The sequence below is a fragment of the Methanolobus sp. genome (genome assembly GCF_016278385.1).
Lineage (GTDB): Archaea > Halobacteriota > Methanosarcinia > Methanosarcinales > Methanosarcinaceae > Methanolobus.
The window spans coordinates 1-23815 of record NZ_JADQBY010000048.1 but is presented as its reverse complement, the minus strand read 5'-3'; the positions used below and the strand labels follow the sequence as shown (position 1 = coordinate 23815).

Annotated in this window: 35 protein-coding genes and 1 tRNA gene; 16 read left to right on the top strand and 20 right to left on the bottom strand. The window is 40.8% G+C overall.

Annotated elements, in window-relative coordinates; genetic code table 11:
* Nucleotides 1–327 precede the first annotated feature (327 nt).
* From QZZ23_RS14410 to surE, 3 genes are all read left to right on the top strand, one after another.
* Nucleotides 328–612, top strand: a complete 285-nt coding sequence (locus QZZ23_RS14410) for a hypothetical protein (RefSeq protein ID WP_292471530.1) — start codon at nucleotides 328–330, stop codon at nucleotides 610–612.
* 104 nt (nucleotides 613–716) lie between these two features.
* A complete protein-coding gene (locus tag QZZ23_RS14405; RefSeq protein WP_292471528.1) occupies nucleotides 717–1133 on the top strand; it encodes a hypothetical protein in 417 nt (138 codons plus the stop codon).
* A gap of 74 nt (nucleotides 1134–1207) precedes the next feature.
* Nucleotides 1208–1996 carry a 5'/3'-nucleotidase SurE gene (gene surE, locus QZZ23_RS14400; protein ID WP_292471527.1) on the top strand — a complete coding sequence of 263 codons (789 nt, stop codon included), beginning with the start codon at nucleotides 1208–1210 and terminating at the stop codon, nucleotides 1994–1996.
* Nucleotides 1997–2030: 34 nt separating this feature from the next.
* Here the strand turns inward: surE and QZZ23_RS14395 are convergent, their stop codons facing one another.
* Nucleotides 2031–2180 carry a hypothetical protein gene (locus QZZ23_RS14395; RefSeq protein WP_292471524.1) on the bottom strand — a complete coding sequence of 50 codons (150 nt, stop codon included), beginning with the start codon at nucleotides 2178–2180 and terminating at the stop codon, nucleotides 2031–2033.
* A gap of 15 nt (nucleotides 2181–2195) precedes the next feature.
* Nucleotides 2196–3110, bottom strand: a complete 915-nt coding sequence (gene moaA, locus QZZ23_RS14390) for a GTP 3',8-cyclase MoaA (protein ID WP_292471522.1) — start codon at nucleotides 3108–3110, stop codon at nucleotides 2196–2198.
* 90 nt (nucleotides 3111–3200) lie between these two features.
* Between moaA and QZZ23_RS14385 the strand changes: the two genes are divergently transcribed.
* On the top strand, nucleotides 3201–4517 hold the full coding sequence (locus QZZ23_RS14385; protein ID WP_292471519.1) for a cobyrinate a,c-diamide synthase: 1317 nt from the start codon (nucleotides 3201–3203) through the stop codon (nucleotides 4515–4517).
* Between the two features lie 62 nt (nucleotides 4518–4579).
* On the opposite strand, the gene priL is transcribed toward QZZ23_RS14385, so the two are convergent.
* The 4 genes from priL to QZZ23_RS14365 all read right to left on the bottom strand — a co-directional run bounded on the left by priL (nucleotide 4580) and on the right by QZZ23_RS14365 (nucleotide 7200).
* Nucleotides 4580–5644, bottom strand: coding sequence for a DNA primase regulatory subunit PriL (gene priL, locus QZZ23_RS14380; protein WP_292471517.1), 1065 nt, complete (start codon nucleotides 5642–5644; stop codon nucleotides 4580–4582).
* 3 nt (nucleotides 5645–5647) lie between these two features.
* Nucleotides 5648–6385 carry a DNA polymerase sliding clamp gene (locus QZZ23_RS14375; RefSeq protein ID WP_292471534.1) on the bottom strand — a complete coding sequence of 246 codons (738 nt, stop codon included), beginning with the start codon at nucleotides 6383–6385 and terminating at the stop codon, nucleotides 5648–5650.
* A gap of 109 nt (nucleotides 6386–6494) precedes the next feature.
* Nucleotides 6495–6806, bottom strand: coding sequence for a transcription factor S (locus QZZ23_RS14370; protein WP_292471515.1), 312 nt, complete (start codon nucleotides 6804–6806; stop codon nucleotides 6495–6497).
* On the bottom strand, nucleotides 6784–7200 hold the full coding sequence (locus QZZ23_RS14365) for an NUDIX hydrolase (RefSeq protein ID WP_292471532.1): 417 nt from the start codon (nucleotides 7198–7200) through the stop codon (nucleotides 6784–6786). The genes QZZ23_RS14370 and QZZ23_RS14365 overlap by 23 nt, the downstream gene beginning before the upstream one ends.
* 66 nt (nucleotides 7201–7266) lie before the next feature.
* On the opposite strand from QZZ23_RS14365, the gene artA reads away from it, so the two are divergent.
* The 4 genes from artA to QZZ23_RS14345 are packed head-to-tail and all read left to right on the top strand — an operon-like array spanning nucleotide 7267 to nucleotide 9736.
* Complete coding sequence (artA, locus tag QZZ23_RS14360; protein WP_292471513.1) at nucleotides 7267–8082, top strand: archaeosortase A; 816 nt, start codon at nucleotides 7267–7269, stop codon at nucleotides 8080–8082.
* Nucleotides 8083–8691 carry a phosphatidylserine decarboxylase gene (locus tag QZZ23_RS14355; RefSeq protein WP_292471511.1) on the top strand — a complete coding sequence of 203 codons (609 nt, stop codon included), beginning with the start codon at nucleotides 8083–8085 and terminating at the stop codon, nucleotides 8689–8691.
* 5 nt (nucleotides 8692–8696) lie between these two features.
* The gene (locus tag QZZ23_RS14350) at nucleotides 8697–9368 is read left to right on the top strand and encodes an archaetidylserine synthase (protein ID WP_292471509.1); all 672 of its coding nucleotides are present in this window, start codon (nucleotides 8697–8699) and stop codon (nucleotides 9366–9368) included.
* Between the two features lie 8 nt (nucleotides 9369–9376).
* A complete protein-coding gene (locus QZZ23_RS14345) occupies nucleotides 9377–9736 on the top strand; it encodes a dihydroneopterin aldolase family protein (protein WP_292471507.1) in 360 nt (119 codons plus the stop codon).
* On the opposite strand, the gene hisC is transcribed toward QZZ23_RS14345, so the two are convergent.
* The 9 genes from hisC to QZZ23_RS14300 all read right to left on the bottom strand — a co-directional run bounded on the left by hisC (nucleotide 9730) and on the right by QZZ23_RS14300 (nucleotide 17638).
* Nucleotides 9730–10830 (bottom strand): histidinol-phosphate transaminase, encoded by a 1101-nt coding sequence (gene hisC / locus QZZ23_RS14340; RefSeq protein WP_292471506.1) that lies wholly within the window; start codon nucleotides 10828–10830, stop codon nucleotides 9730–9732. The genes QZZ23_RS14345 and hisC overlap by 7 nt on opposite strands.
* Nucleotides 10817–11992 (bottom strand): acetylornithine transaminase, encoded by a 1176-nt coding sequence (locus QZZ23_RS14335; protein ID WP_292471503.1) that lies wholly within the window; start codon nucleotides 11990–11992, stop codon nucleotides 10817–10819. The genes hisC and QZZ23_RS14335 overlap by 14 nt, the downstream gene beginning before the upstream one ends.
* Before the next feature lie 114 nt (nucleotides 11993–12106).
* A complete protein-coding gene (locus tag QZZ23_RS14330; RefSeq protein ID WP_292471500.1) occupies nucleotides 12107–12448 on the bottom strand; it encodes a hypothetical protein in 342 nt (113 codons plus the stop codon).
* Between the two features lie 44 nt (nucleotides 12449–12492).
* Entirely contained in the window at nucleotides 12493–13323 is an 831-nt protein-coding gene (locus QZZ23_RS14325; RefSeq protein ID WP_292471497.1) for an acyltransferase, read from the bottom strand.
* A gap of 144 nt (nucleotides 13324–13467) precedes the next feature.
* Entirely contained in the window at nucleotides 13468–13941 is a 474-nt protein-coding gene (locus QZZ23_RS14320) for a PUA domain-containing protein (protein ID WP_292471495.1), read from the bottom strand.
* Between the two features lie 395 nt (nucleotides 13942–14336).
* Nucleotides 14337–15803 (bottom strand): RtcB family protein, encoded by a 1467-nt coding sequence (locus QZZ23_RS14315; protein WP_292471493.1) that lies wholly within the window; start codon nucleotides 15801–15803, stop codon nucleotides 14337–14339.
* Nucleotides 15804–15914: 111 nt separating this feature from the next.
* Nucleotides 15915–16358: an archease gene (locus QZZ23_RS14310; protein WP_292471490.1), complete on the bottom strand. Its 444-nt coding sequence runs from the start codon at nucleotides 16356–16358 to the stop codon at nucleotides 15915–15917.
* Between the two features lie 57 nt (nucleotides 16359–16415).
* Entirely contained in the window at nucleotides 16416–17027 is a 612-nt protein-coding gene (pgsA, locus tag QZZ23_RS14305) for an archaetidylinositol phosphate synthase (protein ID WP_292471488.1), read from the bottom strand.
* Nucleotides 17028–17083: 56 nt separating this feature from the next.
* Nucleotides 17084–17638, bottom strand: a complete 555-nt coding sequence (locus QZZ23_RS14300) for an aldolase (protein ID WP_292471486.1) — start codon at nucleotides 17636–17638, stop codon at nucleotides 17084–17086.
* Between the two features lie 98 nt (nucleotides 17639–17736).
* Between QZZ23_RS14300 and QZZ23_RS14295 the strand changes: the two genes are divergently transcribed.
* A tRNA-Thr gene (locus QZZ23_RS14295) sits at nucleotides 17737–17810 on the top strand.
* Between the two features lie 154 nt (nucleotides 17811–17964).
* The gene (locus tag QZZ23_RS14290; RefSeq protein ID WP_292471484.1) at nucleotides 17965–18144 is read left to right on the top strand and encodes a hypothetical protein; all 180 of its coding nucleotides are present in this window, start codon (nucleotides 17965–17967) and stop codon (nucleotides 18142–18144) included.
* 248 nt (nucleotides 18145–18392) lie between these two features.
* Here the strand turns inward: QZZ23_RS14290 and QZZ23_RS14285 are convergent, their stop codons facing one another.
* Nucleotides 18393–18632 (bottom strand): hypothetical protein, encoded by a 240-nt coding sequence (locus tag QZZ23_RS14285; RefSeq protein WP_292471482.1) that lies wholly within the window; start codon nucleotides 18630–18632, stop codon nucleotides 18393–18395.
* Between the two features lie 233 nt (nucleotides 18633–18865).
* Here QZZ23_RS14285 and QZZ23_RS14280 point away from each other — a divergent pair, with 233 nt between their 5' ends.
* From QZZ23_RS14280 to QZZ23_RS14270, 3 genes are read left to right on the top strand one after another with little or no spacing between them, the layout of a single operon-like run.
* On the top strand, nucleotides 18866–18994 hold the full coding sequence (locus QZZ23_RS14280) for a hypothetical protein (protein WP_292471479.1): 129 nt from the start codon (nucleotides 18866–18868) through the stop codon (nucleotides 18992–18994).
* 3 nt (nucleotides 18995–18997) lie between these two features.
* Nucleotides 18998–19207 (top strand): hypothetical protein, encoded by a 210-nt coding sequence (locus tag QZZ23_RS14275; RefSeq protein ID WP_292471477.1) that lies wholly within the window; start codon nucleotides 18998–19000, stop codon nucleotides 19205–19207.
* Complete coding sequence (locus QZZ23_RS14270) at nucleotides 19191–19478, top strand: YwbE family protein (RefSeq protein ID WP_292471475.1); 288 nt, start codon at nucleotides 19191–19193, stop codon at nucleotides 19476–19478. The genes QZZ23_RS14275 and QZZ23_RS14270 overlap by 17 nt, the downstream gene beginning before the upstream one ends.
* 20 nt (nucleotides 19479–19498) lie before the next feature.
* Here QZZ23_RS14270 and QZZ23_RS14265 read toward each other — a convergent pair whose 3' ends face one another.
* The 3 genes from QZZ23_RS14265 to QZZ23_RS14255 all read right to left on the bottom strand — a co-directional run bounded on the left by QZZ23_RS14265 (nucleotide 19499) and on the right by QZZ23_RS14255 (nucleotide 21184).
* Complete coding sequence (locus QZZ23_RS14265; protein WP_292471472.1) at nucleotides 19499–19687, bottom strand: hypothetical protein; 189 nt, start codon at nucleotides 19685–19687, stop codon at nucleotides 19499–19501.
* Between the two features lie 151 nt (nucleotides 19688–19838).
* Complete coding sequence (locus QZZ23_RS14260; protein ID WP_292471470.1) at nucleotides 19839–20039, bottom strand: CxxC-x17-CxxC domain-containing protein; 201 nt, start codon at nucleotides 20037–20039, stop codon at nucleotides 19839–19841.
* A gap of 263 nt (nucleotides 20040–20302) precedes the next feature.
* Nucleotides 20303–21184: a hypothetical protein gene (locus QZZ23_RS14255; protein ID WP_292471468.1), complete on the bottom strand. Its 882-nt coding sequence runs from the start codon at nucleotides 21182–21184 to the stop codon at nucleotides 20303–20305.
* A gap of 149 nt (nucleotides 21185–21333) precedes the next feature.
* On the opposite strand from QZZ23_RS14255, the gene QZZ23_RS14250 reads away from it, so the two are divergent.
* Nucleotides 21334–21627 (top strand): class III extradiol ring-cleavage dioxygenase, encoded by a 294-nt coding sequence (locus tag QZZ23_RS14250; protein WP_292471466.1) that lies wholly within the window; start codon nucleotides 21334–21336, stop codon nucleotides 21625–21627.
* On the top strand, nucleotides 21575–22141 hold the full coding sequence (locus tag QZZ23_RS14245; RefSeq protein WP_292471464.1) for a class III extradiol ring-cleavage dioxygenase: 567 nt from the start codon (nucleotides 21575–21577) through the stop codon (nucleotides 22139–22141). The genes QZZ23_RS14250 and QZZ23_RS14245 overlap by 53 nt, the downstream gene beginning before the upstream one ends.
* 41 nt (nucleotides 22142–22182) lie before the next feature.
* Here the strand turns inward: QZZ23_RS14245 and QZZ23_RS14240 are convergent, their stop codons facing one another.
* On the bottom strand, nucleotides 22183–22653 hold the full coding sequence (locus QZZ23_RS14240; protein WP_292471462.1) for a hypothetical protein: 471 nt from the start codon (nucleotides 22651–22653) through the stop codon (nucleotides 22183–22185).
* A gap of 273 nt (nucleotides 22654–22926) precedes the next feature.
* On the opposite strand from QZZ23_RS14240, the gene QZZ23_RS14235 reads away from it, so the two are divergent.
* Nucleotides 22927–23733, top strand: a complete 807-nt coding sequence (locus tag QZZ23_RS14235) for an ATP-binding cassette domain-containing protein (protein ID WP_292471460.1) — start codon at nucleotides 22927–22929, stop codon at nucleotides 23731–23733.
* Nucleotides 23734–23815: the final 82 nt, after the last annotated feature.

Genomic DNA, 23815 nt, shown 5'->3' with positions numbered 1-23815 from the left:
AATATCCCCATAATAAAATTCGACGAAGTAGTATTTATAGTTTTGATATAGGTTCTCTATATAAGTCATCCAGCCATTGCATCAATGATTTAAACGTTATTTATACCGTATTATCATATTCACACTTTGGACAGTCCACCCAAATATACACCACATAATATATATGTACATGACTATCATGCCGAAAAATTCTGTTTTTCGACAAATCACGAACATAAAGAATCCCATTCTATGAACATATGTGTTATAATTCTTGTACATCAACCCAAGAATACGTACATTATGCTTAAGTGCGTGAACATTAAGACATTATATTGGTGATGATCAATGGAATCAATGCGTTATATGTCATTAGTACTCAGAGGACTTGTAGAAGAATACAGTAACACAGGTGTCAGACCATCCGTGTTTATGGATGCTGGCGGGAGCCTTCAGGTGTATCTTTGCGACCCAATAATCGACGAGTTGGAAGAAGATTATGGAATTGACGTAGAGAGAGAATATGATGTGAATGGTGGACAATTCAGCCAGACATACCTTATGAACAAGCCACTTTCAATTGAGAACCTTAAACACAATCTCGTAAACGAGGCAAAAATCAACATCAATTAAAACTCTGACCACTATTTATTCAATTATACAAGTAGGGCCTGTCAAGACGAGATTGTACGGGAAAAGGAACAGGAATCTACATACAAACCAGAGGGTGAAAAACGATGGATTATAAAAAATTGCTAAAGGTTCTGAAAAACTCAAAACAGGTGTACAGAGAGGATTATGTTAAGAAAATATTCAGAAGCGCACATTACGATATGGGAGTTTTTGAACAACAACTTAACCAGTTTAACGAAACTCTTTCAGGCAAAGATTCAGAACTTGCAAAATCGTACATGGACAGGACCATACTGGCCCAGGTAATTGATGATGCCTCCATATTATTAGAAATTGTAAAGGGCAGTTCCTGCCTTACCGGTGAGCAAAACGAAGCAATTAAAGAAATGATATTCAAACTTGATGAAATGGGTGATAAAATAGAAGTTATAGAAGAAGTAAAAGCCCTTGCAGATATGACTGAACAGGAAGGATTTGCCACAACTTCTCACAGAAAAAACAAGATATATGCAAATGTTTGAATACATATCACCTCCACACTTTTTTATTCATTTTATCCATTAATTATAAAGCATGAGCTTACAATGAAGTAAACATGTCGAAAAAGATATTAGTCACAAATGATGACGGAGTTTATTCTACAGGTATACATGCTGCTTACAAAAGTGTCGCAGACCTGGGAGATGTAACTGTTTCTGCCCCCATGACACAACAAAGCGGCGTTGGCCGTTCAATATCGATTTTTGAACCACTCAGAATTACACAGACCACCGTTAACGGAATTGAGGTTAATGCTGTTGCTGGTACACCTACTGATTCCGTAATACTGGGCATATTTACGGTTTTAAAGAAGATGCCGGACCTTATACTCTCTGGTTTTAATATTGGAGAGAATATCAGCACAGACACGATCACCACATCGGGCACCATAGGTGCTGCGCTTGAAGGTGCAAGCTACGGCATTCCTGCCATTGCGGCCTCTATACAGGTTATAGAAGAAGGAGACAAATTTGCAGATAACAGAGAATTCAAGCATGACTATGATGTGGCGATCAAGGTAGTAAACAGGATAGCAAAGAAAGTCCTTGAGCATGGACTACCTGAAAAAGTGGACCTGCTCAATGTTAATATTCCCCACCACGTCGAAAATGAACCAGAGATAGAAATAACACGTCTTGCCAGGAAATTCTTTAAAACCGATGTTGAAGAACGCCACGATCCAAGAGGGAGGCCATATTACTGGATAGCAGGAGAACTAATTGTAGATGAAGAAAAGGGCACTGATGTTCATGCAATCATGCATAACGGAAATGTGTCAGTAACTCCCATATCCCTTGATGCTACATCCCCAATAGACTTCTCAGAAATAGAGCACCTGCTTTAAGCAGGTGTCAAACAAATAAATGTATGAAGAGAATTTATTGTTTTACTTTTATGAGAATCTCTTTGCAATCCTTATCAACACCATGCAATGTGGTGGCCGCACCAAGTACTGTACTGCCAAGGATAGCCTGAACAAAGTGATTGATCTCAATGTCCTTTCCGTCTACGGTTAATTCTACTTCCATTTTTACTACTCCTGTTTAGTTTCTGCAAAATGGTACACGTTTGCTCACTGCAAGCCTGAAGAGATCAGGCAGTTCTTCCTTACTGGCGTTTGAGACATCTACATGATTATCGCTCACCAGCAGACATGGTTTGAGTTGACCATCTGCGGTAACTCTCAACCTGTTGCAGTTTGCACAGAATTCCGTGTTATCGACCGGTCTGACAAACTCGACTTCTGCACCATTAATGACATATTTTTTCCTCTTATGAAGTTCACGGACCTTTACACCTGATGAAACAGCAAACAAAGACCTTTCCACTTCACTGGCATCTATCCTGTACTGAGGGAGGTCCCTGAAATCCATAAGCTCTATGAGCTGCAGGATAACATCCCCATTGTAGCTGCGAGTAAAATCCAGCATATCTGCAATCTCATTATCATTGAGATCCTTTAAGAGAACCATATTCAGTTTTACCGGAGTAAGACCTGAATCTACTGCTTCATGGATACCGTCAATGACTTTATCAAACGTGCCTTTAGGACAATTGGTGATCTGATGATATTTTTCCGGGTCAAGAGTATCCAGACTTATATTTACCCTGTTAAGGCCTGCTTCCTTAAGTGAAGAAGCCCTATCCCTTAACAAAACAGCATTCGTTGTAAGAGAGATGTCCTTCATGTCAGGCAGGCGTGTGAGTGCTTCTTCAAGGTCTTTCCTTAGAAGAGGTTCCCCTCCGGAAAGCTTTAACCGGTCAATCCCAAACTGGGATGCTGCCTCAACAATATTAACGATGGTGTCCACTGGCATTTCACGACTGTGGCCAATGTGACCTTCATTATGACAGTAGATGCAATTCAGGTTGCAACGATCGGTAATGGACATCCTCAGACTTCTTACCGTACGTCTGTACGAGTCTGTAAGAACTTCCCCTTTTCCTGCGGAAGACATAGTACCTAGATAGACGTTATTTATTTAACTATTTTGAATAACTCTCCCAAGGGAATAACACATATATACAAACTGTACACAATTAACTCCATGACAAAAGCGGTGTTACTTGCAGGTACCAACAGCGGAGTTGGAAAAACAACAGTTTCCATGGGAATTATGGCAGCCCTGAAGAGAAGAGAAATGGAAGTACAACCTTTCAAGGTTGGACCTGACTACATCGATCCCACATACCATACAGCCATTTGTGGCAAACCTTCAAGGAACCTGGATACATTCATGATGCAGGTGGATGGCGTTAAAAAGACATTCGCACAACATTCTGAAAATGCTGATATCAATATTGTTGAAGGAGTAATGGGGCTTTTTGACGGAATGGGAACAACTGAGATTGCAAGCTCAGCCCATGTTGCAAAATCGCTCGGAATTCCAGTTATACTTATTGTGAATGTTCACGGGATGTCACGAAGTGCGGCAGCTATCGTCAAAGGCTTTTCAGAATTTGACAAGGATGTGAAAATTGCAGGAGTAATCCTGAACAAGGTCGGAAGTCCAAGACATGCGCAGATGATAATTGATTCCATACCGGACATCCCTGTTGTGGGAAGCCTGCCACGTAATAAGGATGTAACTGTACCCTCACGCCACCTGGGACTTTATATGGCCCATGAACAGGAATTTGATACGGAGAATCTTGCTGCTTTCATAGAAGAGAACATAGACCTTGATGCCATAATCTCACTTGCGAAAACTGCCCATGATGCTGACGAGTACATCGGAGAAAATGGAAATGAAGCAGACATCAGAATAGGTATTGCTTATGACAGTGCTTTTTGCTTTTATTATCAGGACATGTTTGATGCCTTCAGGAAAGCAGGTGCAGAACCTATTTTTTTCAGCCCTCTGAAAGATGAACTCCCGGAAGTTGACGGGCTTTACTTTGGAGGGGGCTACCCTGAGCTCTACATTTCAGAACTTGAGAAATCAACGACTACAAAAGCCCTTAAAGATCTGTCTGCAGAGGGAATGCCAATCTACGGGGAATGTGGCGGATTGCAATATCTTTCTACATCCTATGAAATAGAGGGAGCTGTTTATAAGATGGCAGATGTTCTGCCCGCAGAAACAGTCCTGACAAAGAAACTCCAGGCTCTTGGTTATACTGAAGGACATGCAAACGGAGAGTTCATCAAAGGCACGATAAGAGGACATGAGTTCCATTATTCTGCCACATACTGTGACAACGACGCTAAACTTGTATATGAGATGAAAAGAGGAAAAGGAATCGTTGACGGCAGGGACGGACTGACTGAACATAATTCCCTTGCAAGTTACACTCATGCACATCCTGCATCTTTCCCGGTGGAGAGTTTTGTGGAAAAATGCAGGGAATATAAGAGACATTAATTCTCTTTTTTTAGCCTTCCTAAAATAGCAATATATCTTTATTTATTGATCATAAATAGAAATCATTCATCTGATGCTTTTTCAGATGAATTGCCTTCTACTTGTTTTTGTGCATCCCTTTTCCTGAACCAGAGTTTGCGGCTGTAATAATTCAAAGGATGACTTATCTTTTTGCACATCTCATCAGGAGCATAGCAATTACCATATGTCTGCATAGTTGAGCACGACGGAGGTTTGTAGTGTGTCCCGGAAGAGCCAGCTATGTGTTCCACTTGATACCTTGCTTTTTCGACATCAAAATCAGGAGATGTGCCAAACATGTTAATGATCTCATCCACGGTCATACCAATCGTAAGCAGAAAAGCAGTCATTGCAAAACGCATAGAGTGTGCAAGGTTCACGCCTGCCTGTGTATTTGCTATTGCATGAGTCACACATGGGGGGAACAGGTCTGTTTCAACGGATTCAAATTCAGATGCGCCTAAAGTATTTTTCCTTTCTTCAAGGACCTCACGAATCTCTTTAAGATAAGGTTCGCAGGCCTGGGCAAGTTCATCCGGTACAGGCATTGGAAGATTATGTTCAACACGGGTCTTGATCAGTTCCTGCAAAAGACGTGCAAATTCTTCCCTGGAAACATTTACATTCCCATGATCCAGTTTGCGGTTTACAAGCTTCCACTCAATTGCCTTAAGAGAACTTGCCATTCTTATATATGAAGTGAAATGAAGTTTAAATCCTGTTTCACTCTCATCGGGAAAAACTCCAAAATCCGAAGCATACTCCAGAAGAAAAACATGTTTCTGCATTTTTAAAAGTTTATAGGAAGCAACTGCTTCGGCAAGACAGTACCTGCGTGTAAGGAAAGAATCATCAATGCAAGAAACTAGTATTCTTGAAAATGGATAGGAAAGAAGTTCCAGCAGGATCTTCTGTTCATCCGAACTGGAAATGTTAGGCTTTGCAAGTTCACCCTCAATAGCCTGTAAAACACGTTCTTTGCCACGAACACGCGCAGAATCCATTGCCCTTGAAGTAACCAGACGATCAAGAGATATTCCGAGGCTTTTTACATGTAATGATGCCCCGGAAATGTAAGGATATAACGCAAAGTCCTTTTCATCCATAGATCAATCAGATTCAATCCTTGGAGCCAGGAGGTAACCGACCTTTCCTGCACCGTTTGCGATAGAGAAACCTATCTTAACCGGGAAATCTTTACCAAGTTCCACTGTAACCTCATTGGAACGAGATGCTGGCTTTACGATATCTGACAGATAATCCAATGAAAACAAAGAACGGGCATCGCCTGATTTCAAATCAATAAGAGTATCACGCGTCATGTCAAGACGAACACGGTCAGTGTCACCTTCTGCTTCCATATAGAAAACATCATCATCAATTCCAAGCAACATGTGATCACTGATCTTCTCAGCAGCTTTCACAGCCCTCTGGAGATCCTTACCATTCAGAACAACTTCAGCAGGAAGATCAAGCTGGGGGATCCTTGGTTCTGCCCGGATTGTTGAAGGATCAAGCAGTGCAAGAGTATAAGACAGCCCACCAAGATGCAGTGACATTTTCTGGGACATCTCATCCAACTCCATTATCACTTTTTCATCTCTTCCTGCAACACTAAAAATATCGTTGATTTTTGAAAGGTCCATACCAATTTCACAGTCATCTGCGTTGAACTCATCAAAAGCACCAGAGCTAAGCTCAAAACTGACCATGGCCACGTTCGCAGGGTCTACGGCCCGAACAGCTATTCCTTCAGGAGATATCCTGAATCTTGCCTCATCAACAAGAACCGATAAAGTTTCAATTGCAGTTTTTAAGATATCTGCGTCAATAGTTGCCTTGAACATCTTGATTGCCACCATAATTTAAATTTTTACGTCATTATATCTAATAAGTAATATACGTTTTCATTTAATTATATCTGAACTAGAACAAATATACCAGATATAAAAAGAATTAGTCATATTCACGCCAGGTGCAACCGCATTTTGTGCATTTGAAAAAACGTGTTTCTGATTCATCTGCAGACCTTAACTGGCGCAACCACCAGTATGCAACATTGTGCCCACATTCCTCGCATCTGGCAGTCGTCGTTGGGAGTCCCTGATCAATGTCACCCTCAAGCACAGTGACCTCTCTTTTTTCCCGAGATGATTTTGACATCAAAGATTCAGATGTTTGCTTTCCTTTAACGTAACCACATTTTCTGCACTTGAAGGAACCATCTGAAGGGAACATCATACTTTTACATTCTGGGCAAAATTCCATAAATATCACTTCTCGCATTATCTATTATTAAGTTATGGTCAAAGGCCAGTTCCGGCATGTCCTGGAGATCAAATAAAAATACTCCCTTTGCATCCGAATCCGCCTTTGGGACACCCTCACCCCGGACCATATAAACGATGCTCACAGTATGCCTGCGAGGATCGCGCGAAGGTTTAGAATATACTCCAAGTAACTTAACTATTTCTATCGTAAGCCCTGTTTCTTCCATAACTTCACGTGCAACAGCTTCTTCAGTTGTTTCACCAATATCTACAAAACCACCAGGAAGTGCAAATTTCCCCTGGAATGGAGGATTTTTTCGTTCTATCAGAACAATTTTTTTGTTCAATATGATTACTGCATCAACTGTAAGCTTTGGAGTATTGGGAGGCATGAGGAACAAAAACTTAATACACTACATCAAATATATAGGAGGCATACCTATTAAAGGTGTGCTTAAATGATTGAGAATATTCTATGGATTGCAGTTGTTTTCATGCTACTTGGATCAATTATACCAAAAAGTATGAAGGCACGCAGAGCAGTATCTGCAGCAGGATGGGGATTTTTTTCCATACACTGGCTATACCAACCACTACATTATATAGAGATAAGAGATTATTTCAATGTAGTTCTGGTCATCACTGTAGGTATTATATGCTTGATAATAGCATACACTATGCTCAAAGAATATAGGGAAGGAACTAGCCCAAATCCAGACATTACATCAATGGCAACAAGTGCGACTGCTCTTGGCTCGCTGTTCTATTTTCCATTTGCACAGATGGATTTTCTGAACATCTGGATAATATCCCAGGTAACAGACAATGTATTATGGATGTTGCACCTACTAAGCGTACCTGCAGAAATGACCGCATGGAACAAGGTGGCCCTTAATGGATATCAGGTTGAGATTATCCTTGCATGCACTGCAATTGAAAGTATAGCACTGTTCATAGGACTTATTGCATCTGTGGACGCACCATTTAAGAGACTGGCAGCTGCATTCCTGGCATCTGTGCCTGTCATATACATATTAAATATAATAAGGGACGTTTTTGTAATCGTAGCTTATGGATATCAGTGGTTTGGCCCAAATAGTTTTGAAATTGCCCACCATACTATTGCAAAGATAGGATCAGGTTTTGCACTGTTTGTCATTGCCTATGTAGTCATGCGCATTCTGCCTGAACTCGTAGACCTGATAGAAGGAGTCTGGCTATTGGTTACCAGGTTCATTCAAAAGCTATTCTATAAAGTAGTAGGAAACCAATAAATGCTTGCTAAAGGTTCTTTTCCCTGGATATTTACATCCATCACTGTAGGTGTGGTAAGCTCACTTGCATATTTATTATACAGTATGCAATACACAGAACAAGTTACATTACTGGCAACCAGTGTAACTATCTTTTTCTTTTTCTTTTTCAGGGACCCTGAAAGGGAAATTAAAGAACATGACAGTTATATGCTTTCTCCTGCGGATGGGAAGATCGTTGACATAAGAGAGAGGAAAATCTGCATATTCATGAATTTCCAGAATGTACATGTTAACAGGGCACCTATAAACGGAAAGGTCCACACTATCGAACACAAGAAAGGAGGATACATACCTGCTTTCTGTAAAGATTCACATCGTAATGAGAGAAGTCACACACTTATAGAGACAGAACACGGCATTGTAGAAGTTATACAAATTGCCGGAACCGTTACCCGAAGAATTGTGTCCTATGTCCAGGAAGGAGACTATATGAAGCAAGGTCAACGCTTTGGTATGATACGTTTCGGATCCAGAGTTGATGTGACAGTTCCACAAAACTTTGACATGGTGGCCAAAAAAGGTGATCGAGTCTTTGCCGGTGAAACTGTAATTGCCAGAATAAAATAAAGGATGTGAACCAGATACTCCATACTTTAAAGTTACCTGATTTTGTTACCCTTCTAAATGCATTATGTGGAGTACTGGCTGCCCTTATTGTGCTGGATGGTTTTACATATCTAGCACCACTGCTAATATTAATTGCCGCGGTTGCAGACGGTGTTGACGGACATATTGCCAGGAAATTCTCATCAAGTGAAATCGGTAGTAATCTGGATTCACTTGCAGATGTCATTTCTTTTGGTGCCGCACCAGTTGTAATCACATTTGCAGCTGTCGAAAACAATATGCAATACCTAGTCCTGCCTGCATTGATGTTCTATTTCGTTTGTGGGATACTCAGGCTCGCCAGATTTAATACAATGAATCAGGAGTTTAATTCATTTCGCGGGTTACCCATCACCGCAGGCGGTATTGTCATATCCACATACCTGCTTATGGGGGAGCGATTCTTTGATGAATATGCCATAACTGCTATCGTCATGATACTTGGCTTCCTCATGATCAGCAACCTTTCATACATTAAAGTTAGAAATAAAAATCTGCTGATACCACTTACTATGATCTTTGCAGCAACAGTAGTCTCATATATTGTTAACGTTGAATACACACATATAATGGCAGCATTGTTGTCAGGAATTATGGCAATTTATGTGATTTCACCTATTATCAAAAAAACAAAATGAGGGAAAATATGCATCAAAATGAAACAATAACTGACAGGGACAATGTACTTTTTGAGGCAGGAATAAAACTTGGTGCACTTTATCACCAGTTCACAGGCTCACCGGTCAATCTCAAAACCGTAGATAGCCTTGAAAAAGCAATCCAGGAAAGTATTTCAGTTCAGCCATGTGTAGAGGACATAATAGTTTCTATTAACAGGGACATGATTAGTTCAAAACTGAACAGCGAGTATGGCTACTGTGAACTTGAAGGACGCATGCTGGATGTAAAGATCACTGCAAACTTTAAAAGTACAAAAGTGGATGTAAGCCTGGAATTTAACACTGAACTTGACTACCCACTTATGAAAATCGAAAAAATCTATTGAACACTGCAATCCTTTGCTCTTTTAAAGGCTGCAACTACTTTTTCATTCTGCTGCTGTGTCCCCACTGTTACACGGATCAGGGAATCACCTGCATTCTTAAATGACCTGCAATCCCTGACAATGATACCTTTCTTAAGCAAGGATTCTGCAACATCTGCAGCAACCATTGGAGCAACATCCACTAACACGAAATTGGCTTGTGAATCATATACCCTGAAAGGAATATTCTTGATCAGGAACACACGTCCTTTTTTTGTACATGAAATGCTTCTATCAAGATAATCTTTATCGGAAAGTGCTGCCACTCCAGCCATAACTGCAGGATAACTTACGTTAAATGGAGTTGCAATTTTCATATACTGGGTTTTCAGCCAGGCAGGCATTAACCCATATCCTATTCTTAGGCCTGCCAATCCAAATGCTTTTGAAAATGTCCTCCCTATGATGATATTATCATATTCCTCTACCAAATGAGAGAGATTGCTATCTGCGAACTCAACATATGCCTCATCCACAAATACAAGCCCCTTTGTGGACTCAAGGATGGCACGTACATCTTCCTCAGCCATCAATTTACCAGTAGGGTTATTCGGAGAACATAGGAAAATGACCTTTGTTCTTTCCGAAATAGCCGTCTTTATCGCTTCCACGTCAAATGCAAGCTCATTCCCTGGAGCCACATGGGCGGCAACTGCGCCATTTGCACGGGCTGCTATCTCATAATAGGAGAAGGTAGGAGTTGGTAATACTACCTCATCACCTTGATTTATTAGCAACCTCATCAGGTTATCCAGAAGACCATCCATACCAGGGCCGGAAGCACAGATGTTCTCTACAGGAAGACCAGTATAGACAGATATAGCCTCAACAAGCTCCGAAGCAACGGCTGACGGGTATATGTTGACCATGGATGATGTGCTAATGAGAGCTTCAACTGCCATGGGGGAAGGACCCAGTACATTCTCATTTGAGCCTAATTTGATGATCTCAGATGGATTGATACCGTATTTTTTTGCAATTTCCTCAATAGATTTTCCCGGAACGTATTCGGCAATGGATGCAACGACATCTTTGATAAGCTCAGGCCTGCTCAAGCACGCTCACCACCCTGTCTATTTCCTCTTTTGTAATAACAAGAGGTGGTGCGATACGCAGGACAGTCTCTGATGTACAGTTCAGGAGGATACCGTTCTTACGAGCGTGCTCAACAAGGTCCGCACATTTGCGATCAAATTGAACACCAATCATGAGACCTTTTCCACGGACCTCAACAAGGCCTTCTGTAGATAAAGTCCTCAGTTCATTCTGGAAATATTCACCCATTTCTTTTGAACGCTGCAAGAGTTTCTCTTCACGAATAATCTCGATCGATGCAAGCGCAGCTGCGCAGGCAAGTGGCCCTCCGCCGAAAGTTGCTGCATGCTCACCACGACCAAATGATACTCCTTCACGCGCAGCGATGGCACCCATGGGGAAGCCCCCACCGATTGCTTTGGCCATTGTCATGATATCAGGTTCAACACCGAAATGTTCTTTGCAGAACCATGTTCCAGTCCTGCCAAACCCGGTCTGTACTTCATCGAAGATAAGAAGAGTCTCAGTCTCGTCGCAAATCTTACGCACTTCTTTCAGGTAGCCATCAGATGGCACATTTATCCCACCTTCGCCCTGTATAGGTTCAACTATAACAGCCGCTGTATTTTTTGTAATAGAATCAGATATAGCCTGCGGATCATTGAATGGGACAAACATTTCCTCCTGTATGAGGGGTTTGAAAGGAGCACGATACATGTCCTTGTAAGTAAGGCTCAGTGCACCCATGGTACGGCCATGGAAAGAATGTTCTACAGCTATGAAATCGGTCTTTTTGCTTGTGACCCTTGCAAGTTTCATTGCTGCCTCAACTGCCTCAGTACCTGAGTTGCAGAAAAAGACACGGGCCATGCCTGTTACATCCACAAGCTGCTGGCCAAGCTCTGCCTGTAGCTCAGTATAGTAAAGGTTTGAAACATGAAGCAGCTTTTCTGCCTGGTTTTTTATTGCCTCCACCAAACGTGGGTGACAGTGACCTACATTGTTCACTGCTATACCGGCAACACAGTCCACATACTCACGACCCTCAATATCGTAAACCAGAGAACCTTTTCCGCTATCAAGAACAATGGGTTGTCGTCCGTATGTCTGCATTACATATTTTGAGTCTTTATCGAAGATAGATTGTGAATCCGATGATGATGAAATATAATCCTGTTGCAAATTAACACCTCTCCATTATAATATAGGAACCATTTTTAAATCTGACTCTCGCTACAAATTGAATAAATAAAAATAAACGTTACCCAGACTCCTAAATGAGCTAAATATCACGATCTAAAGAATGCGTCGGTCTGGAACTTTTATAGCTATATATAGATGATAAAGGAAGATTAGTATCATCAACTGAAAAACTGTGATGAGTATTCCTTTTAACCCATCGTTCCGAGTACTGCCCGGAATAGAATTAATTGTAACCAGGGTTTCAAAAAGATAAAGCAGGAAACCAAACGTAAGCAAGACAAAATACTTTTTAAGATTCTTAAATGAAACATAGATGCGTGAACGAATTACATCTGCATCCAAATTAGTAAGCAGATATGATGTCATAAACGCCAGAATAAATATGCAAAGACGCATTGCAAGGTCCAGGAAATTGAAAAATCCTATAGAGCTCATAATCATCCCCTCATTATTGTATTTACCCGCCTGTGTTTGTAGTATTAGATATCCAAATGCATCAATTCATTATCACTTAAAGCATTATCTTCCTCACGCTCAAAGATTATACCGCCTGGAGCGCGCATCACACCGTCTACACGGGCAGTCTCATGGATTGTTATAGACTGGGAATTAATTTCTCCCAGTATATGAGTTCCACCTGCAACGTAGACATTGCCCCGGGATATGATGTTTCCGTGGATGATATTATCATTTCCAAGTTTTACATCCTGAATCGTGCGGATACTACCATAAAGAGTAGTCTCGTTTGCAATTTCAATAGTTGTAGCGCGGATGTTGCCTACAAGCCTGCATTTGCTTCCTATAATAGCGTTTGATGGAACCCTTATGGAATCCATTGATATTTTTGAACCATTTGGAATTATCATGGAATTAAGCCCTATGGACTCAACATCATCATCAAATAGTTCACCTAATGCTTTTTCGACTTCTTCGTCTTTTCCAAGTCTTAAAAGCTCACTGATATAGAGAAAAAGATAAACAATGACAGGAATTGGGTTCCTTACAACTATCCATCCTTTAGCCTCAAAGCCACCATTGATCTTTACATCGTTGCCAATATCAAGATCACCTTTTACCACCAATTTGCCATCAATGGTAACGAATTCACCGATATAGGCATTTTGATCGGTCTTGACATTCCCACCTATCTGTGACCAGATATCGATCCTTGCATCGCCAGTAGAGATCAGATCCCCGGAAACAGAGACTCTCTCACCTAATATAAGGGAATTTGCAATGATACCGTACTTGATCTCAGAGTGATTGCCCGCAATGACATCCCCATCTACGACTATTGTATGTTCTTCCATTCTAGTATTATCTGGAATTACAAAGGTCTTAAAAATCTCCTCTTCTATGCTTTCACTCTCCGGATAGGGGTTAATTGTATCAATGGCATTACTGTGAGTTTATTTCCATCGTATTTAATAGATATCGATTTATAAATAGTTATTCTAGGATTGTGCTATCCCACGCCTTACATCCACCGCAGGACCCCTCTCCATTTTGATGGCTTCACGAGGAGACAGTAATAGCTGACCGGTTGCCAGAACCACATCAGAAGCATCAACAATTATAACCTCGTCACCTGCTCTTAAATCCGGATCCACTGCCTCTACATGTTTTGCAAAAGCAGTTTTGCCTTTTGAGACAAATGGTACGGCATCTTCACAGATAACAACCCTCGATGCAGGCTTTTTGAGCGCACCGTGCAGTGCAATGGCACCATCGATACTGAGTGTGAGCATACCATCTTTAGCACGGATAGTTGCCATATGTTTCCCATTATACTGGACCTGCCTTACACGCTTGGTTCTGGAAAGCTGGAAAGTAACACCATCTGGAAAAAGAATTTCTCCGCAACCTTTTCCAAACTGGATGTCAGCCATTATTCTTACCTTTGTGAGGTTTTTATCAGCATTGCTCATAGGTGCTAAATAAAATGTAAGTTTTAAATTGGTAGCGGTTAATAAAAGATAATAGTCTTTTATTTTAGGGAGTCAAACATTGTTGCTATATAAAGAATATCGAACAGATTTATATATAATAATGACTAATTATAAGTTGAGGAAACAGGAGCAACTGCTTGTAACTGTATTCAAAGGTATAGTAACTGTAACCAAGCAAAACCATTCATCCCCTCAAACATGCTCCGTTTCCTCGTTGCTCAATTATGTGGGCAAAACTTTTTTTAGGATTTATATTTCCCGGAGTTATAACTTTGCTTTTCTAACATTTCAACTGAAACAACTAGATCGTACATGACATTATATATTAGTATAAATAGTAAATATGAAAATTAAAAAATAGAAGTTCGCCCCGGTTAACCCTTGACGACACCCATAGGGAGAACACGTGCAACTTTTGTAGCAATGCCAAGGTTATGTACAACATCAACAACATCACTGCTGGATTTGTACACTTCCGGTGCTTCCTCAGCTATAAGTGAAGGCTGGGTTGCCCTTACGATGATTCCCTGCGCTTTCAGCTCTTTCTGTATTTCTTCACCACGCAGTTCATGCTTTGCACTCTTACGGCTCATTACCCTTCCTGCACCATGGCAGGCACTGCCAAAAGTGAGTTCCATTGCAGCAGGACATCCTTTCAGGACATAGGATGCAGTACCCATACTTCCGGGAATAATTACAGGCTGGCCAATACTGCGGTAATCATCCGGGACCTCTGGATGGCCTGCAGGGAATGCACGGGTTGCGCCTTTCCTGTGAACATATACTTCTTTTTCTTCGCCGTCAATAATATGCTTCTCAAGTTTTGCAACATTGTGTGCAACATCATAGACAAGATCAAGTCCAAGGTCACCATGCTCAGCCTTGAAAAAGCTATCAAACACCTCACGTGACCAGTGCATTATCACCTGCCGGTTGACCCATGCATAATTAGCTGCACATATCATAGCCTTAAAATAGTCCTGTGCTTCCTCGGACTGGGCGGGGGCACATGCAAGCTGCTTATCCGGCAGAGCTATCTTATACTTCTTTGAAGCCTGTGTAAGCACTTGCAAATGATCAGTACACACCTGATGACCTGCACCACGGGAACCGCAGTGTATCATAAAAGTGATCTGTCCTTCCTTAAGGCCAAAGGCTTCAGCTGCTTCTTCATCATATATTTTGTCCACATATTGGACTTCAAGAAAATGGTTGCCGCTTCCAAGTGTTCCGACCTGTGGTCTACCTCTTTTACGTGCTTTTATACTTACTTTGGATGGATCTGCACCGGGCATCATGCCGTTGCTTTCACAGTGATCCAGGTCCTTTTGAACACCATAACCATTTTTCACAGCCCATTGTACCCCATGAACAAATATGTCGCCAAGTTCTGCATCGTTTACCTTCATACGGCTCTTAGAGCCGACTCCGGAAGGTATAGCCTCAAACAAAGCGTCAAGCAATTCCGTAAGTTTTGGACGGACATCCCCTTCAGTAAGATTTGAACGTATCAGGCGTACTCCGCAGTTAATATCAAAACCTACTCCACCAGGACTTATCACTCCTTCGTGTTTATCAAAGGCAGCAACCCCACCAATGGAGAAACCATATCCAGGGTGTGCATCCGGCATTGCCATGGAATATTTTTGAATGCCTGGAAGACAAGCTACGTTTGCTACCTGGTCAATTGTATCCTTTTCCAGAAGATCAAGCAGTGTCTTTGATACTAATATCCTGCCCGGGACTTTCATGCCGGGTTTGAAGTTACCTGGCACCTCCCATGTGTTATCATTGACCTTTGTAAGAATATCATAAACTGAATTTTCATTTTCCTCTGACATCATTTTTCTCCTGTCAAATTCTTCCTTTCAATATCTATAATGAAGACTATATGCTCTAACCTTATGAATACGTTGATAATAAGAAACTGGTGTCAATAGAGTGTGGGATATTTAGGTATCCACTGTTGCCTGTATCATCCAGCCGTCATCGGTCTTTTCTATCCTCATTTCATTATACGTAGCTGCCTTTACCTCAGTATCAAAAACATGGATAGAATGGTCAATAGTTTCCCCGGACAAGGTTGCAGAAAGAGAACATCCTTCATCGCTGACATCCAATTTATTGATTTCCACACTACCAAACACCATTTCCTCAACTTCGAAAAGGTAAAGTATCTCGGATAGCCAGTCAAAAAGAAGGTTGTCAATCTCAGGAGAACTAAGTTCAAAGTCCACTGAGGAGCTGTTCGTCACTGAACTTGTGTCGACCATGACATTGAGCATGGCAAGGGCAGCGTTCTCAAAAGCCTGCTCAAGGGTCGTCCCATAAGCCCTGAATTTAGCATCCGCTGTGTGCTCCAAATACTCAAAAGCCCCTTTCATCTCAGATGACATGAACCTTAATTGACTTTGGTATAATTAAATTAGCCCCCTGCAACTCAGGAGCAATCATTAACCAAGCTGTTTCCATATGTGGGCAATGCGCTGGAAAGCTGTAATATGACTGCCAGCTCCGATGACTATGATCATCCAACCTAGCGCTGAGAAACCATATATTGTGCCGGAATAAACAAAGTAGACCACTGAGGAAAGCATGATAAGTACCAGCCTGTCAGCCCTTCCTATGATACCTCCGTAGTACCTGCCAAGCTGAAGAGCCTGTGCCTGAGTACCAAGATAACTCGTGAGCAGCACACCTACTATGGCTGCTACTCCTATCTGCCAGTCCACATAACCTCCAAAGAAGATACCGCAGATGATAAAAACGTCAGAGTAACGATCTATTACATGGTCAAGGAAATCGCCTCTGGCGCTGGCTATGTTGAGATAGCGTGCCATAAGGCCATCCATGGCATCCAGAAATGAGTTGAAGGCTACCAGCAGCCCTGCTACCAGCACAAGAAGAGGATCAAAGTCCGAGTAGTAGAAAAGGAAACCGGAAAATACTGCAAACAAAAGTGAGAGCATTGATATTGCATTCGGAGATATGCCGGCATCTGCCAGTACCTTTGCTATTGGATCAAGTACTTTTGATGCTACAGGTCTTAGAGCATTGAACGTCATGAATATTCTACTCAATGAGCATTTTTATGATTTAACGTTTTCCGGGAAAATACCAATTAATTCTTCTTTGCAAGATCATACCAGTATTTTATCTTGCAGGAATGCTCCACCTGAGTGGTTAACACATAGGCTTCATCAAGTACCTTCCCTGTGGCGAATGTTCCATGACTGTAGATAATGGCGGCCTTGTGTGAAGCAAGAGCCATGCCAAGGTTCTGCGCGAGTTCATCGGAACCGATCCCACCCTTTACAATAGGCACTTCCCCAAGGAAGTACTGCCCTTCACTATCTGCAGGAGTGATACTGTCACCATTTGCAAGCAGGGAGAGTGTTACCGCAAACGGACAGTGCGCATGAACTATGGCAAGTGCCGGCGTGTTTTTGTATATCGCCCTATGGACGATTGTCTCGGACGATGCAATCATATCAAGAACACACGAGCCGCCAATACTTACCTCTACAACACTGTCCTCTTTTATCTCATCCAGGGCGCAACCGCTGCGTGTGATTAGCATTCTGTTGCCAATCCTTACACTGATGTTCCCAAAGTGAGATTCAACCAGCCCGTTTTCCACAAGTTTTTTTCCAATCCTCGATATTTCACGCCACATGTGACATCTCCAGGTAGTGTGCTACCATAAAATTTATCTGCTATTATGCTATGTAAGGGGATGCCTTCCATAAATAGATGTGGAATGTGCATCTTAGCGCCTCGATGGCTCAGCCCGGCAGAGCGAGTGATTTGTAATCACTAGGTCGCGTGTTCAAATCACGCTCGAGGCTCTTTACTACTTTCTGATTTTAACATTAATATATTCATGGTTCTTATTTTCAGAATATAAAGGAATAAATGGAGTGAACTCTTTCTACATACAAAATAAGCTGTTTTTAACAATAAAATAATAAGAATTGTAAATTGAATATCGGGTGCATATCATTGAATGTAAAAGGAATCATGCTGGTAATAGTCGTTATTCTGGCTGCTTTTGTCTTACTGGATGCTTTTCTTAATTTGCTGGGAGCTTTTTACCATTTAGCGTTCAGTTTTCTGAACCTTTTAATCGTGGTATCGGTGGTTATACTGGCAATAATTGCAATCGTGAAACTACTATATTAGTATAATCAGGAAAATACAAGCCTCTTTGGATGCATCCACAAATAAAATAAGTGAGTCTGCTTGAAGTCGAGTTGATAATACGCCATCATGATGCTTCGTGATTATTAGATTGCCTGCTCAAATTACGCCCCATACGTTTCATGCTACTGTTGTAAAAAAATATGATCTTTTTGATTACTGGAGAGGAAATCATTTTTTCAGTAGACATCAAGCGTCTCTAAAAAAAAGAATAACATAGCACTAATTATTTATTTCAACTGATGTTTTTTCATTTCATATTTTGCCATCATATTGGAACCGAAAACGTAGACTAGGATTATAATCCCCAACCAGATAAAATGACCTCCCAATTCAGACATGCCTATATATTTCAGGAGTAAGCCTATACTGAATATAACCATATTTACCATACCTATCATTTTATTTTTTTTGACTGTTTCCGCATACAGCTCTTTGCTTACAAGATACTCTTTTTTTTCATCTTTCACATTTTCACATCCAAGATATGCATATTATAATACCAGTGAATCATAAACCTTTTTGGCAAACTGGATGTCTGCAATTAATAATTTGGTTCTTTTAAAAAATAAAAAGCATTCACTATAGAATGAAGATATTTAATCACCACAACTTAATATCTACGGGAGTGACATAGACTAAAATCATTGTAGGATAAAAAGTACTTTGTTACAAACCAGATAAGAAAAATCGGGTATACAACATGTCAATCAAAAACATCGGCTGCTGCGGTGCACACTGCAAAACATTCAGACCATTCAATGACGGAGACTGCCGTGGATGCAAACTGGAATATGACACTGGCGAGAGGGACATCAACAAGACGAAATGAAAAATGAAAGTATCCTGCATGGAAAAAGGTTACGAGACCTGTGCCGACTGTCCTGAAATAGACCCATGTCCCACGATAAATGAGTTTTACGGCAAAAAAGGACACAAATATAACAAATATAAGCAGGCCACCCAGTTTATCAGAGAGAACGGATATGAGGAGTTTTTGAAGATAGCTGATAACTGGACAAATACCTATGGCAAGTACAAGTAAGTATGAAAAGCATAGCCTGTTTTGTCTTGATAAACAACCTTATATAAGCTCAAACTCACCTAACATCATGAACCCGGGCAGTGACAGAAAGAACATCAAAATAGGACTTCGCGTAGGAATAGTCCTAAAGCAGGATCAAAAAAGTGGTAAAATAACCACAGGCATAGTAAAAAGGATCTTGACTAATTCACCGTCTCACCCACACGGAATAAAAGTTCAACTGCAAGACGGCCGTGTAGGAAGAGTAAAAGAAATTCACTCAGGTGAATGATTGAATTTTGATACTACTGTTTATCCATTCTTAGTATAGCATGCAAAACTCTTATTGCAGCTCGTACATCTTGAAGCGGACTTATATAGTGCTCCAAAATCAGCCGGTTTGCCGGAAGTGACTGAAACACATACAACGCACTGCCCATGAGGTAATGTTGCAAGGATAGGAGTTCCACATCCAGGACATAATACATTTTCAATTTTCATATCTACATTCCTCTCTAGCTTAGCTTACGGAAAGCAATCGCTTTAAAATAAGAATAAAGAAAAAGTCAATCAGACAGATACTGATCAAATCAAATTGACCTTAAAAGTACCTGCCCATTATAAAAGCATCCCGAATTAAATCGGGATATGATTAGTATCTTGCTGGTCTGTGCTTCTGGAAACATTCCCTGCAGTATACAGGTCTGTCACCGGATGGCTTGAATGGTACTTCTGTTTCCTGTTTACAGTCAGAGCATGTTGCCTTGTGCATCTCTCTTGGACCATCGTTTGACCTAAAGCCGCCGCCGCCGCCGCCGCCTCTACTGTTACCGCCTCTGTTATTAAATCCCATTTGTTTATCTCCTAAAGTTTTGTATAGTTCGCTCAGCAAAACCGAGATTGAGTATTAGCGCATGACTAGTTTTACCTGGCCTAAACCAAATCGTTCATTTCGACACGACTATCTCTAACTGTCAAGCAATTGTTAAAAGAAGCACGCAAAAATAGAGTAATCCTTTATTAAATCGTTGAGCAATCGAACTAGTACTTACAACCACCCCATTGTATAAATAACCGTTGCTACCAATTTAGACTGTTACCGAACTAACTTACACATTAAAGAAAATTAATTCCGGTTACTTCAAGCAAATTCATTATCCCATGACAATTACATGTTGTTGCAATGAAGAAAACACGATTCTCAACTGAATATGAATCACATTTTTCATGAACTGACCTCACATGCTCCATTATAGAGAGCATATATTCCTTGAAATCAACACCCTTTATCCCACCAATTCCCGGCTTCATCTGGCAGCTCTCAAAAACCCATCCTGTATGGGAAAGTGGCAGTTTCCGGACATAAGCAGTTATAGTTTCAGGCTTCTCCCTTTTGAAATTGTAACAATACTCCTCAGGCCCCATGCATTTGTTAGGACATATCTCCCCTCTTTTTGCATAAGAGAACATTATCACCCCATCCGCAGGAGAACTAAAAACAACAATATTCTCAGGCAGAATAGATAGGATACCATTGAAATAAGATATGAGTTCTTTATCTGTTTCATCCATATGAGCAGCTGATATCAACTGCCTGGAAGGACTCGTACCCATCATATCAATTGCGATATTCACAACTGCATGTGTGGGAACAGCAGGAATTATGAACTCAGGAATTCCAGCTTTTAAAATATCAGGAACATTGAGGACATCCATACAATGAAAATAGACACTATCCGCAGGTGTTTTTGAATCGTGGTAATTCCGTATCAAGCTCAAAAGCTCTTCTTTGCCTACTGACATTGAACTGCTGGAAGCATCTGCGCATCCATTAATGTCGATGATCACAACAAAAGGGAAAGCCTTCTCTTTTGCATAGCTGGCAAAGTCACTTCCTATTTTGCCGCCACCAAGTACAAGGTAATAACCTTTTATGACAGGGAGTGAACTAAGACCTTTGATTTTCTGTTTGAGGCTGGAAAGAAGTTCATCGTTCACAATAAGAGTAGGAAGAAACAGTATATAAGCAAAACTATTTCTGATCCCGACAATGATAATAAATAACCACTCTGATATTGAACAACAGGTCTTTGCAAAATCAAAAAAAGAATTAATACACCAATGACCATTGTTTATATCAGGTTATTATGAGTGGAAAAGTGCCTGAAATCAATAAAATGCCTGTATTGTTCATCGGGCATGGCTCGCCTATGAATATTGTTTTGAATAACAGCTATACTGAAAGTCTTGTAAGGCTTGGAAAAGAACTCCAAAGACCAGAGGCAATAATGGTCATCTCGGCTCACTGGATGACCGATGTGACCTATGTCACATGCAATGAAAGACCAAAGACCATCCATGATTTCTACGGTTTTCCCCGTGAATTATATGAGATTAATTATCACAGTCCCGGGTCACCGGAAGGCAGAACTTGCATGTAAAACAGTTCGTAAAGCACAGGTCGAGTGCAGCAACCAGTGGGGACTGGACCATGCATCATGGGCAGTGTTAAAGCACATGTACCCTGAAGCCGACATTCCTGTGTTCGAGATGAGTATTGACTATTCATTTAACGAGTGGCACCCCAAAATGATGCAATACCATTCCGACCTTGCATCAGAACTAAAAGAACTTCGCAATAATGGAGTGCTTATAATTGGGAGTGGAAATATCGCCCACAATCTAAGTCTCATTGATTTTCGCAATGCAAAACCTTATGAATGGGCTGTCGAATTTGATGAAAAGGTTAAAGCAAATCTTCTATCCGGAAACCACATGGACCTCATCGAATACCTTAACATGGGAGAAATGGCCAAGCTTGCCGTTCCCACACTAGACCATTATCTTCCTATGATATATACAATTGCTTTGCAAGAAGAAGGTGAGCCCCTTGAGTTCACGCATGAAGGATTCCAGCTTGCATCAATTTCAATGAGATGTTTTAAGATTGGATAAAAAAAGTCAGCCAATGCGGCTGAAAAAAGAAAAATATGTGACTAACTTACCCTGTTACCGTATATTGCCTGGAAATGACCTTTAGGATCAAAATCAGTCTTTAACTTCATTTTTCCGGAATCAGACTGAATGGTAACTTCCCATACATTGGAATAGCCATCATCACCATCAGAAACTTTCTTCTTTTTTACACGAATAGAACTAATACTTGAATTTGGGATTGCAAAATTTGCAGGAGTTTCTGCCAATGCTGCCTGCGCACTCATATTAGCATATCTTTCAGCATACTTAGAAGTGCTTGATAGCTGGGCACCCCACTGACCGAAGAAACCTTTGCCTTCAGCCTTGGCCTGCTCACGTGACTCTTTTACAACCTGATTTAGCATTGCGCTTGTAACCTTGGCAAAAACAGTCGTGTCAGGTGTTGCGATCAAAGTGAACATATCATAGGACAAACCAAGCATTTTACTTTTCTTCATGCTCGGAACAATACCGATTATTTCGTCTTCCATTAGAACCCTCCTCGACATCCAACTAAATAGAACAACATATGTGCCATTATTCCAACAACCGCAGATGTCGCTAAATAAAAATACACTCGTAAATATATAAAGATTATTATAACATTCGCAGGTTATTTTACTCCCACCTGAAAAGCAAGCTTAAGCACTGATAATGAACACTATAAAAATCAGACATCAAACTGCTCAAAAAGATTATTAGGCTTTGTTCAGTAAGAAGGAGCAATTGTCCAAAACAGATCCACTTGACCGGAAGATTCTAAAATGCCAGAAAATGAAGAATTTACCCCTGATTCACTTATTGAAATGAAAAATATTGTGATCCGCAAGAACGGCAGGATCATTCTAGATTCAATAGATTTCAACATGAAAAATGGCGAGAATATCGCTATTATAGGACCAAATGGCTCCGGTAAATCCTCGATCATCAAGACAATTACCGGCGACTACCGCCCAATTGCAGATACGCCGGGAATGACGTTTCGAATCATGGAAAAGAACAGATGGTACATCTCTGATCTTAAAAAACTCATGGGAATCGTTTCAGGAGAACTTCAGCTTGAATACATGAGAGAGATTACAGTAAGCGATGTTGTTCTTTCCGGTTTTTTCAGCAGTATTGGCATCTACCCCAATCTTCGTATCAGGCCATATATGCTGGAGATTACCGATGAAGTCATTGATTTTCTGGAAATAAGACATCTTGCTGACAAGAATATTTCCGAACTCTCAACCGGTGAAGCAAGAAGAGTGCTTATTGGAAGAGCACTGGTTCATAACCCAATGATACTTGTATTGGATGAACCCACAAACAGTCTAGACCTGAAAAGCAAGCACAAGTTCAGGGAAACTGTGAGAAAAATCGCAGCAGCTGGAAAGAGCATAATCCTTGTAACACACGACCTTGAAGATATTATACCTGAGATTGAGCGTGTGGTATTGCTTAAAGAAGGAAAGATCTTTGCAGACGGCAATATTGAGGATATACTCACTACTGAGAAACTTAGTGATTTGTTTGGAATTCCAATTGAGATCAGCAAGGATAAGGGATATTATCATGCTTGGTGCTGAAATAAAGATACGTAATGATTAATGAAGCCCAAGTTTGACAGTCAAAAGTAATAAAAGTGTTCTTAGTTCTGTTTGAATCGAT